The sequence below is a fragment of the Facklamia sp. P12937 genome, assembly GCF_050409505.1.
Taxonomy (GTDB): Bacteria; Bacillota; Bacilli; order Lactobacillales; family Aerococcaceae; genus Facklamia.
Window position 1 is genome coordinate 57,834 of the sequence record NZ_JBNUPI010000002.1, and the last position, 12,487, is coordinate 70,320.

Below are 12,487 nucleotides of genomic sequence, written 5' to 3' on the forward strand. Positions count from 1 at the left end.
CTAATCTCCCTCCCCTAAAATCACAATACGATCTGTTCGATTCGCAATGGATACGTCTGATTCTCCTACCAAATATATCATCCTTGAAAATTGTTTTTCAGTCACTGTTAAAAGTGTGACTAATCCTTCTTCTGGAATATGTTTTTTTAAACGATTAATTTGCGCCGCTTTAGCCGTTGAATTAAGTAAAATCTTACTATAAATTGAGTACTGATGCATAATAAAACCTTCATCAATTAAAAATTTTCTAAATTTACGATAGTCTCTTTTTTGCTCCAAACTAGCAACGGGCAAATCAAACATTAATAATAAACGCATAAATCTATAAGACATCTCTAAACTCCGGCTGCCTATTATCCTCCTCATTCAAAAATTTAATCGATCGTTTTGTATAATCAGCAATAATATTTGTTAAAAACATCTCTTGTTCCCTATAAGCGAATGTTCGACTAAATATTTTAAAGAGCTTTAATTTAATCACTTTGAACTCTTCGCCTTGATACTTATAAACGATAGTATCAATTATTATTCGAAAGGGTTCCATTAAGTCACTTGCTAAATTAAATTCATTAAATTGATTATCATGTTTGATTCCTAATTGAGTTAAACAACCATTTTTTACAATTTCTCTAGCAAACATGCTTAAAATAAGGGTATACCCATAATCCAAGGCGGCATTAATAGTACTGGGATCTGTCCGTACAAAATCTGCTCCAAAAAGTGTGGTGAAATATAACCGAGAAGCATGCGCTTCTCGATTACTTTCATCAAAAGATAGAATGCCCTTACTAAAGTGTCTTAATGTTTCAGCTTTAGTATTAGCGCCTAGCTCCTGCAAAAAACTAGCCTGATTTAAAATTTTTTGTCTAATAATATTTCTCCATAGTTCATTTTTAAAAGAGACAGCCCACCTCATCTGTTTTTTCAATTGTAAGGAACTATCATGGCGCCCATAATAAGGTTGGAGCATACTTTTAGGTAGACGTTTTTCATCGCAAAAAATAACCAGTACATTATGATCAGCTAAATGTTTTAACAGCATCGTCGTTAGTGTAATATCAGTTGTTTCTAAAATAAGTAGATCGATTTCTGACAAATGAATTAATTCGGTTGCTCTTGCACTACGATAGTATAAATGGTGATTTTTATAGCTCAACTTGGAATGTGAGTTAACCACCACTGTCCGCCACGCCATTACAATTCCTCCAACTTTATTCTCGTTTCATAAAGACCAGTTATAGAATAGAAAATTAAAACAGATTCGTTTAGATCTCCTAATGTATATCTAGACCGTACCATGTTTTCATCTAAAAAATTAAATGCAGCAGGTGCTCCATAAGAAACAAAAGTAAATAAAGAAACAATTGATTTGGCTAGGCCATTGATATCCTGACTCTTCTTCTGATAGATTGTTTCTAACCGTTTAGTAACTTTAGGTTTTTGGATATATTGATCAGCAAATCTAATAACCTCCTGGAAGATTAAATCAAACTTTTCTAAGTGATTATTTACATATTCTACACTTTCAGGATATTTACTTTCATCATAATGTTGAGCATGATAGACCATTGGCACTAAATGAGCAGATAGAACAAACTGATTACCTTTTTGAGCTTCTTGATGCGATGAAATCAAACGTCTTGCGCCCTCTTTTGTTTCGTAGAGTGTGTATTTCTTTAACACAAGGTATTCAGCGTCTTCTCGAAAGCCCTTGTCGCTTAAAAATTCTTTTGGAGATTGCTTAAACTTAGCTTTTTCTTGCATTGTTACGCCGATGAATTGCCATTTCTTCTTATCTTTTATTGCTAAAGTAAAGGCGGTTTTAGGGTTCAAATACCCTCCATATTTATTTATATCCAATCCTTCTTTTATTGGTATGAGTTTCTCTGAAGTCCCCTTAGGGTTTAACGTTTGTTTGTATAATTCTCCAGATTGTTCTTCTACTTTTTTGACGATATTCATCTGCTTTGAAGATAGCACTTTTTTAATTGTCTGCATTTCTTTATTTTTATCCCAAAGAACCTCGCCTGTCTTTTCGTCAATCACAAAGTCTTCCACAAAGAAATCAATCATCTGATCATATTTCATTTTTCGATAAGAAGCTTTGTTTTTAATAGAACTAGATTGATAAGAAAATTGACCATAGACCAAGTCACGTTTCACTCTTGGATTAACTTTCAAAATTTTATTAGCCACCACTGCATTTAAATATGCATCATGTGCATGATGATAATCGTTAATTTCACGAACTTTATAAAGATTAAAATCTTTTCTAAACCGACTTGCTAAAGTAGATTTTATGGTGACGATATCTACAGTTTTTTCAGCCGAAGAATCATTTAAAATCGTATCTAAAATATTAGCAACATATTTAGTTATCTGGCGCGTTTCTACCAAGCTTCGCTTAAGGAAACGTTCTTTTTCTTTCTCGCTCAATCCTCCTCTTTCGGCTTTGGTAAGGTTCGCTAGTTTCCGTTCGCTCATAAGTCCTGACTTTTGTAAACGTTCCCAGAAACTTCGCTGTTTATCGACGATAGCTTTAGAAGGGACATCGTCCAATTTTCCCCTATTTTTTGCAGAACTAACAAGAACTTTATTATCAATCGAGTTATCTGTAGTAAAACTTCTTGGAATAATATGATCAATATCATAAAAAGATAAACGATGAATATCTAAAGGCTCTCCTGTATACATATCTTTCCCGTTTTGTAGATAATATAAATAGAGACGATCATTTTGTAAGGTTTCATTAACTATCGGTTGCTCTTTTAATAAATTACTACCAAAGTCCTTCAAAGCAGTCGTTAATTTATCTTCGCGTTTCTTAGATTGCTTCTTACCAAAAGCTGTCGTTTGATGTTCACGAGCCATTTCAACTACTACTGAATGAGGAGCGTATCCCATAATCCCTACCACTTCTTCTACAATTTTTAGAGATTGTAAAATTGATTTTTTTATAGCAGGCGAGCCTGGCAACTCATAAACCATATCCTCTAACGCTTGATCTTGTTCAATATTTTGAGCGCGTTCAATAGTCTCTTTAAAGCTAAGCGTTTCATCGTTAATTAATTGCATGAAATTTCGATTGTGATGGCGATCTACTCCATCATCATCCTTTAAATAGTCCATAATTGTCTTATGCGATTGCTTATCACGAATACCATCAATTAATTTTGCTGACAACCTTCCCCAACCTGAGTAATTTTTTCGAGAAAGATGCTTAATCATTTCTGGTGTTAAGTATTGATTAAATTGTTGCAATTGTGTTTTCTTCATCTTACGATCTTCGAAAATAGTCAGAATAAATATAATCTTTTCTAGCATTTGCGAAAGCGAGTCATCATCAAGTAAGGCTTGCATTCCTTCAATTTTCATAAAATCTAAATAGGTTGAATAACTTGCATTAAATCTTCCATCAATCCCATTGATTTCACTGGCTTTTATAGCCAACTCATTTATTAGAAATTTTTTAAAATTTTTCTCGCTGACAGAATGATTTTTCTTAAATAATTGATTAAAAATGGCTTCTTTTTCTTTTTTAGAAAAAAATTGAAGCCGTTGTCGCTCATCTTTATAGGAAACTTTTGTTAGTTCATTAAAAATGGCGAATTTTTGATACAGCAAACTTCGCTTAGGTAGTACCTTTTCCTCTGGAAGATAAAGGTCGTAGTTGGTCATTTTTTCAATAAAAGAAGTAGCAGATGCTTCTAAATTGACCACACTCTCAAAATTCCACGGTCTAACAGCTTCATTTGACTTTCTTGTCATCCATGAAAAACGATCTTCATTTGTTTTAGCAAGTGGCCCGACATAATAAGGAATTCTAAATTTGAATATCTGTAATATTTTATTACGGTTTTTGGCTAAAAATGGATAATACTTTTCTTGATGATTTAAGATAGCCACTAACTCTTCTTGATGGACTTGATGAGGAATACTTCCATTATGATAAGATCGTTGCTTTCTTAATAAATCCTCTGTCTCCATTTTATGAATAAAATAATCACTGCCCTTAATGTTTTTAATTTCAGCTCGAAGGTATTTATAAAACTCTTCGAGACTAGCTTCGCCGTCTATATATCCAGCATAACCTTTTTTTGTCTTATCCCTAAAAAGATTATAGTATAAACTCTTCGAATGATTTGCAACAAGGTCTTTAAGCTTTCTTAAATCTTCTTTATGTTCATTGTATTGACTTATCATATTATCAGAAAGAAGCGCATTTGTTTTTACACCACTCGGTTTCAAAACGCCTGCTAATTCAATAGCATCGTAAGTTGCCTTAGCCGTCGTAAATAATTCTAAATGCTCATCACCTATTTTTCCCAACAACTCTTCTAAATCCTCATTGTAGGTCTCTTTCGTTAGTTGCAACTCTGCTTTTTCTTCTAAATCAAAAGCCTTTTGAAAGTTTCCCTTATTTCCAACAATCAGATTTAAAAATTTTTCTAACGGGTGTGACGTTTTTATTTTTAAGAGATTTCTTACTCGTTGATTCTTAGCTGATCTAGCAATTTTTTCTTTAAAAATTAATTCAATTTGACTTGATTCCTCATCAGTTACTATTATTTTATCTTCTGGGAAAGCTTGATTAAACGTTTTAATAAATTGAAGCCATTGTTGTTTAATGGAAGTGTTTTTTAAGTCTAAGTCGCCTTCAATTAAAAAATGTCCACGGTATTTGATAATATGGGCGAGTGCCAAATAAACTAATCTTAAATCAGCTTTCTCGCTACTATCAGCTAAGTGTTTACGTAAATGATATATCGTTTCAAAGTTTAGGTGGTATTGTTTTTCCTCATCCATGTTTCCAAATATAGGGTATATGTTGTAAGGTTTGTCTTCGTCTGTAAAAAAGCTGTTGTCTAAACGTTCAAAGAAATTTTCATCCACTTCTTTTATCGCTTCAAAAAAAAGATCTCTTAAATATACAATTCGATTTCGCCGACGACGTAATCGCCGACGACTCGTTCTTTTCATTCGAGTATCTTCCGCAGTTTGTCCCGTATCAAAAAGGCGAACTCCCCAGAAATTCTTCTTAATTTTCTTACGATCAGTGTTGCCTAATATATTCATGTTTTTTCTCACAAGTTGGAGGTCTTCCGTTAACACAGCCCACCCTACTGATCCCGTCCCAATATCTAATCCAATCGTATAAGGTTTCTTCACTTAATCTCGCTCCATTTCATTGAGTTTTAGTATCATTTTTAAGATAACGGTTACATTATAACATAGCATTATATGAAAGAAGATAATTTTTTTAAAAATATTCAATTTTTCCAATAATAAAAAAATAATATAGAGCGTTGACACAAATGATTTTTATGTTATTATATAGATGTTGTATCCATTCAAAACAACATATGCGAGTTAAAATAAGGTTTAACCGAACCCAACTTATGGCGCTGTCTCGGCGCTTTTTTTTTAGCTAAAATTATGAAATTAACCACGCTAGAAGGTGAATTGTTTGTGTACAATGCGCTCATTCACTCTCTCATTCCATCTAAAATAGTAACCGCTTCTCAAGTGCTGCGAACACTCACTTTTGCAATGAACCTACTCTCTCCCCACAGAAAAAGCCCCCGCATCCGTTTAGGATGAAGGGGGATTTCTTATACAGTCGAGACGATCTATTAAAATTTATCATGGAGTTTAAGGATATCTAGCAACATTTCATCCCTATATTTTAATAAGGATTCCCGATCATTTCCAATTTCTTTTGGTCTGTTTTTAAGCGATTCTGCGACCATTTTCGGAATTTTCTCCTTGGCTTCTTCGGGAATTTCAGTCCATGTAGCAAGGTCTTCTAACCAGCTTTCTAACGATGGACCGATATGTTTGAGGACAGCTTCAATTCCACCTTCTCCTCCGCCTAGTTCAAAGACAAGACCCGGTCCCATAATTCCCCAACGAATGCCTGGTCCAAAGGTAACTGCCTTATCAGCATCTTCCATCGATACTGCACCGTCTAAGACCATCGAGATAAGCTCTCTAAAAACAGCCGCTTGAATTCTGTTAGAAACAAAACCTTTTAATTCTTTATTCAATACAATCGGTTCTTTATTAGAAGACTTAAAGATTTCTTTAGCCACTTCAATCGCCTGATCACTCGATTTTTTGCCTTTAGCCAATTCAATTAGCGGAATCAAGTGCGGGGGATTATAAGGGTGTGCTCCGATAATTCGATCGGGTTTTTCAGCAAATTTAGCAATTTCTGAAATAAGCAAGCCAGAGGTTGAAGAACCCATTACTGCTTTTTCTGGTGCATATTTTTCAAAGTCTTTAATAAATCCTTGTTTTATTTCATAATCTTCAGGTAAACACTCTTGAACATAATTAACATCTGCTAGCGCTTCTTCTAAGTTTCCTGTATAAGAGATTCTGCTTAAAATTCTATCTCTTTCTTCTGATGTAAAAACATTTTGAGTAACTAGGGTATTTAAAGCATTATCAATATATTTTTTTACTTTTTCCTCTTCTTCTTCCCATTTGTTATAAGAAACTACATTATATCCTCCAATAGCAAAAACAATGGGGAAAGAACTACCTATCACACCACCAGCAATAACGGTAATCTTTTTATCCATATAAAACGCTCCTTTAAATACAAAAACCAACCCTATAACTGATTTCATTAACTAGTTATAAACAAGACTATGTTCCATATCGTTTTAACGAACAACCCCATTGAATGTCATTAGTTATCTCCTATACTTTTCTTGAAGCCCCCTTCCTAAACCAATTCATTAAAGCAACGAACTGTCAATCTATACACATTCAATTTATTGGTCTTCGTTAACAAATTTATCTTAGAATAAAAATAGAACTTTTTCAAGAATTCTGAATTCGTTGTTTTTTAATATCATACCATTTAAAACACCCAGTCTTTTAAGGGTGATTTGAAAGCATTTTTACTGTCAATTACAATCCATATAAACTATCTTTATTTTTAATGACCATTTAAATTATAAGGAGGCACTCTGTTGAAGATCAAAAAGGTTAAAAAAATCTATTGTATCCATTTTTCCTTCTTATTCATCCACTTGTATCCTACTTCAAGAGAACATTAACATACTCATCGTTTTTCGACTATGTGATAGGTAGTGGAGTAATTTTTTAACTATTATATGGACCCACAATGGCTAATTGTTGACCTGGCTTGATTTTTAGAGTCACTCCGTTAATGATCGAATAATCTTTGTAACTAAAGTGGACATCTTCTAATTCGATCGGACTTGATAAATATGTCTTGTCTTTTAGATGATCTTCTGTTTTTTGTTCCAAAATATGAACAATTTTGCTTAGAGAACCTTTCATTCTTGAATAATCTGAAATCTGTTCGAAAAATGCCCCGATTAGGTTTAATAATTGAAGTTTTTAACTAATTAATGGAATTCTTATTTCATCCGTTTTTTATTTTTTAATTAGGTTAAAAAGACGATATTGCTATCTCTTTAGCTTTGTCTGTGAATTTGTTTATTCTACAAATAGGGATTTGTTAAAGAATTTTATCTCTCTCCTAAATTAAACATTATTTTCTAAAAATGGTTGAACCAGATCCATCCACTCTAGAGGAAGATATGCCGATAGGTAGCCATGACTATACCTTTGGCTTCATATAGAGTACAATTAGGATGCATTTTTCGAAATAGCTTCGCTGATTCCTTGACACAGCGCATTTCTTTTTCACCATAAATATATAAAACCTGTGCTTTACTATCTATAATAGACCTTTTTAGCTTATATCCTCCCATATATGTTTGGTACATTGTGATTAATGTTTTCATGGGAAGTCTTGGCATATCTACCATATAATAGTTTTCTAGTTCTGCTGGGTAAGCCATATTTGGATACATTTTTTTCATTAAACTAAGTTGAACTTTACTAGCTAATTTACTAAACATAAGTTTACCAAAAAGTTTTACAATTATCGTACTAACTCTTGCTAATTTTGGCTGAGGAATGCAAAGACTTCCATCTATGATTGCTTTCTGTGCTATTTCATTGTCTAATGATAATAACTCCATAACAATTTGCCCACCCAAAGAAACACCACCTACAGCATACAATTCTCCATCACAATTATTTCTTATATAATCCATAATTTGCTGTGCAGAATTTTCAGTCGAGATATAATCTTTCTGATATTCTTCTCCATGACCATCAAGTGTTGGTAAAATGACATGGTAGTTTTCGGATAACATACGCGCTTGGCGAAGATAATTCCACCAAGAATTACCTCCACCATGCACCAATAATATATGTGGACACTTTCGATCGCCAAATTCATGAAATTTCATATTTCAGTACCCTCTTTACTTCTATTTTGTAGGAAGTATATCATTTAGATTTTAAACTAAATCTTAATAAATTAGTAGAAACTTTCACCTTATTTTCTCCTTCTACCGTTTTAATTAATATAATTTTATAAGTGTGTCAGCCAATCGATAGAATATAAAATTCCTTCTTGTATTAGCCAAGTAAACACAAAAGTAGAAACAGCTTTTGTTGGGATAAAAATTAAAATAAACTTTTTAAAAGACAAAGAAGTCAGCCCAGCAATCATACATAGAATATCATCAGGCGCGGCTGGTAAGAAGAATAATGTTCCTAATATCCAAGCAAAACGATTAACATTTGATGTCCAAGCCATATATCTCTTATAACACTTTTCCGAAATAAAGCAGAGTATAAAAAATTTTCCGTACTTACGTGCCAGAAAGAAAGCAATAATCGATCCAATGGTAATCCCTATATAATTATAAATAAAACCAATTAAAGTTCCAAAGACAAAATTTCCTGCTACTGAAGTCATCCCACCTGGTATGATGGGAATAACTACTTGAAAAATTTGTACTCCAATGAAGAAGAGCGGCCCCCAAAAACCTAATTGACGGAGGTGAACGGTAAACATTCCACCTTTATTTTCAGGCTTAAAATACGTGCCACAAGAAATAAAATAAATAATAATCATTGAAAGAATTAAACCGACAAGGGTTATTATCTGAACTATTTTCCGATACTTTTTTACCCGTGAGCGTAAATCTAACTCTAGCATAAATAATAAACCCCATTTCATCTATAATTATTATATGATCCAACTGATTACTTAAACCTAGTATAGAGTCCTAATGTGATAAGAAAGTGATAATGTTTGTATTCGCTTAAATTATTTAGGGAGATTTGAATTTAATTAAAAGACTTAAAATTAATTAAAATAGGTTAATTTCTCAATTTCTACGGAAAACTTTTCTTCTTTAAACCTTTATTATTCCAGTTTTTTTACCCTCTTCTTAGACAAAATAAAAGATGTGCTAGAAAACCATGCGGATGTCTAGCACATCTTTATAATGTTAAACTTAGATCGTTCTAATTAAATCAATAATGGGTCTATCTAAAATTCTTTTTAATGAGAGGTAATAGATAAGTATATTAATTAGATAGATAACCAAAGAAAATCCTAAAAATAGTAAATAGTAATAGTTATTAATCAGAACCCCCAGACTTAGAGTGGAGGATAACAATGAAATACTAATCATAACGCCAAGCGTCACAAAAATTGAAAGCATAAACGATTTTATTTGTTCGAAGAAAAATTCCTTTAGATAGAGTTTTTTTAATTCTTTTGAATCCATTCCACAAGAATAAAGCATGCCAATTTCTTTTTTCCTATTCATTAAACTCATATTAATGGATGAATAGCCATTGGTTAAATTTAAGATAAATATAATCAAACCTATCGCCACAATAATTTTTATTAAGGAGTTTAGACTTTGAACTCGATTTTTTTTGACTTCTTCTCCTGAGATTATCTCGTATTGGTCATCATAAGCTACCTGCTGATTAATCTTCGCTTCAATATAATGCTTCACATCATTCACTTCTGCTTCAGCGACATTTATTTTTAATTTATAGGGATAGCGAGCGACTTCCGAATTAGCATCCTCCATCAAGCGATGATAATTAGCAAAATCAGTATAAAGCTTAACTTGAAAGGGTAGCGTCCGCGACTCATACATACCAGGATCATTAATGGTAGTAGCGATTTTAATTTTTGACCGATAGTTTTCACCAATGAATATATCCATTTTTTCAACATTTTTGAAATAAGGGATTTTTTTTGCCTTGGCAATTGGTGTTTGAGGATCCTCTTGAACCCGATTGTCTAAAATGAATTGCCCCTTCTCTCCTCCCATCTTTTTTAAATCTTTTTCTTCTAAAGCAATCAAGAAGCCTTCAAGATAATCTGAGTCCATTTTTTCTAGTTCTTGTTTTAGTTTTTTGCCTAAACCAACTTCCTCTGCCTGGTTGGATAAGGCTAAATTATTTTCAATAGATAAGTACTTCGCTTTCGAAATATACCCTTTATTATGCGGTATTTCTTTTAAGATATCTTTTAAGACTACAGGAATTTCATTATCTTTACTATAATAATCAACGATAATATTATACCCTTCATCAAAGTAGCCAAAATTAGTATAATAACGCGAAATTGACACAACCAAAAGGAATAAAGAAATGATTATAATACCTATAGCTGAAATATATGTCTGCGATTTTATACTTGCTAGGTTATTCAATCTTAGCTCTTGCCAAAGATTATCAGCTTTTTTTTTACTTGTTTTACCCAAGCTAATATTACCCTTTATTCCGTCAATAATACTGATTTGAGTGATTTTTCTTGTTGGAGTTATGACTGCAAATAAGACCACTGAAAAAGTAATCAATAAGATGACCAGACTTAAAAGAGGATTAATTTGGATTAATTCTATTTTTGTCACTTCTTGTGCTTTTTGAATATTAATAAATAAATCAGATAAGATTGCAAATCCCAGGAAATGCCCAATTAAAATTGGGATGATAGATAGCCAAATAGCTTCCTTCACTAACAGCTTATATATTTGTAAATTGGTAGTTCCAATCGACTTATACACTGAAAGCTCTTTTATTTTTCTAAGTCCCCATACCCAGAATATATTTTTGATGAAAAAGATAAATAGAGCTAAACAGACAATTAAGGAAAAAATGATCATAGCTTTTGACATAAATTGTTGTATCGGATCATTTTCAACCCCGAAATATGCAATCAGTCTTTCATTAAACACTAAATCTAGAGTGCGATCTAATGTTTGACTCATTTGTTCTTGTAGAGTCTCTCTATTTTTATAAGCCTCTTCAAAAGAATCAAATTTAATTGAAGCTTGCAGTGGTTGATCACTAATGGCATAGGTCAATGCATGGGTAATTTTACTATATTTATTATAGACATCTTCATAAACACCTACGATTTCATACTCTTTAGTATTTATTACATTAAATGTTTCTTCATTAGTTACCGTACTTAACGGACCTACTTCTTTTTGATTAACCACTCGACTACCCAGTTTAATTGATAGTCTATTCCCTAATTTAAGCTGATGCTTATCAATAAAGGATTTGGAAAGGACTATTTGTGAATCATTTTCAGGAAAGTGTCCTTCAATCATCTCTGAATAGCTTCGCATTTGATTGATTGATTCATCTTGATAATTGATAGCTAAAATATCCTTTTCATATAAGCCTGAATCTGGTTGAACTGATGTTCCACCAGCTAATTTTACTGTTTCTATCGATTGAAGTTGCTTAATTTCTTGACTGTTTAATTCTTGTTTAATCACAGCATCGGCGTAATTCTGAGCCATAGTAGACTTATAATGAATTAAGAGATTGTTGTAGCCATAATAGATGACCACCGAAAAAAATAGACTCACAATAAACAGCGAAATAAAAATAGGGAAATTTCTTTTATTCATTGCGCTCATCCCCCTCAATTTTACCATCGACAACTGTAATCACTCTATTGGTTTGAAGAGCGATTTCCTCATCATGGGTAATGACTATGATCGTTTGTTTTAAACTTTTGTTAAAGAATTTTAAAATATCGATAATCTCTTGCGAATTTTTACGGTCTAAATTACCTGTTGGTTCATCTGCAAGTATAATCGAAGGTTTATAAATTAAGCTTCTAGCAATAGCCACTCTTTGTTGCTGGCCACCTGAGAGCTCACTAGGGAAACTGTCTAACTTATTTTCAATCCCCAATTTTTGAACTATATCCTTAACCCCCCCCTTGTCAATTGCTTTTCCGTCTAATTTTAAGGGGAGTTCTATATTATGTCTGACTGAAATATTGGGTATGAGATTATAAAACTGATAGATTAAACCAACTTTTCTCCGTCTGAACAAGGCTAATTCTTTCGCGCTGTAATTAGCGATATCATTTCCCTCTATATAAACTTTGCCCTCACTTGGAAAATCGACGCCACCCACAATATGGAGTAAAGTAGACTTGCCTGAACCACTAGGACCAACTATCGCCACAAATTCTCCTTTGTCAATGGTTAGATTGACCCCTTTTAAAGCTTGAACAAGATTATCTCCATTTCCGTATTCTTTTTTCAAGTTTTCTACTTTTAAGATCTCCATAATAGCCTCCTATTAGTTAGTA

Annotated in this window: 8 protein-coding genes and 1 pseudogene; all 9 read right to left on the bottom strand. The window is 32.7% G+C overall.

Annotated features, from left to right (window positions below; translation table 11 throughout):
- The 9 genes and pseudogenes from cas2 to ACQV2R_RS01150 all read right to left on the bottom strand — a co-directional run bounded on the left by cas2 (position 1) and on the right by ACQV2R_RS01150 (position 12,465).
- Positions 1-333: a CRISPR-associated endonuclease Cas2 gene (gene cas2 / locus ACQV2R_RS01110; RefSeq protein ID WP_428873903.1), complete on the bottom strand. Its 333-nt coding sequence runs from the start codon at positions 331-333 to the stop codon at positions 1-3.
- Positions 323-1,195, bottom strand: a complete 873-nt coding sequence (cas1, locus tag ACQV2R_RS01115; RefSeq protein ID WP_428891701.1) for a type II CRISPR-associated endonuclease Cas1 — start codon at positions 1,193-1,195, stop codon at positions 323-325. The genes cas2 and cas1 overlap by 11 nt, the downstream gene beginning before the upstream one ends.
- Complete coding sequence (gene cas9 / locus ACQV2R_RS01120) at positions 1,195-5,169, bottom strand: type II CRISPR RNA-guided endonuclease Cas9 (protein WP_428891702.1); 3,975 nt, start codon at positions 5,167-5,169, stop codon at positions 1,195-1,197. The genes cas1 and cas9 overlap by 1 nt, the downstream gene beginning before the upstream one ends.
- A gap of 464 nt (positions 5,170-5,633) precedes the next feature.
- The gene (locus ACQV2R_RS01125; RefSeq protein ID WP_428891703.1) at positions 5,634-6,587 is read right to left on the bottom strand and encodes a 3-hydroxyacyl-CoA dehydrogenase family protein; all 954 of its coding nucleotides are present in this window, start codon (positions 6,585-6,587) and stop codon (positions 5,634-5,636) included.
- A 529-nt stretch (positions 6,588-7,116) separates the two neighbouring features.
- Positions 7,117-7,317 (bottom strand): hypothetical protein, encoded by a 201-nt coding sequence (locus tag ACQV2R_RS01130; protein WP_428891704.1) that lies wholly within the window; start codon positions 7,315-7,317, stop codon positions 7,117-7,119.
- Positions 7,318-7,524: 207 nt separating this feature from the next.
- A pseudogene (locus tag ACQV2R_RS01135) lies at positions 7,525-8,300 on the bottom strand (alpha/beta fold hydrolase).
- 125 nt (positions 8,301-8,425) lie between these two features.
- Entirely contained in the window at positions 8,426-9,058 is a 633-nt protein-coding gene (locus tag ACQV2R_RS01140; RefSeq protein WP_428875818.1) for a TVP38/TMEM64 family protein, read from the bottom strand.
- Positions 9,059-9,359: 301 nt separating this feature from the next.
- Positions 9,360-11,792, bottom strand: coding sequence for an FtsX-like permease family protein (locus ACQV2R_RS01145; RefSeq protein WP_428891705.1), 2,433 nt, complete (start codon positions 11,790-11,792; stop codon positions 9,360-9,362).
- On the bottom strand, positions 11,785-12,465 hold the full coding sequence (locus ACQV2R_RS01150) for an ABC transporter ATP-binding protein (protein ID WP_428891706.1): 681 nt from the start codon (positions 12,463-12,465) through the stop codon (positions 11,785-11,787). The genes ACQV2R_RS01145 and ACQV2R_RS01150 overlap by 8 nt, the downstream gene beginning before the upstream one ends.
- Positions 12,466-12,487: the final 22 nt, after the last annotated feature.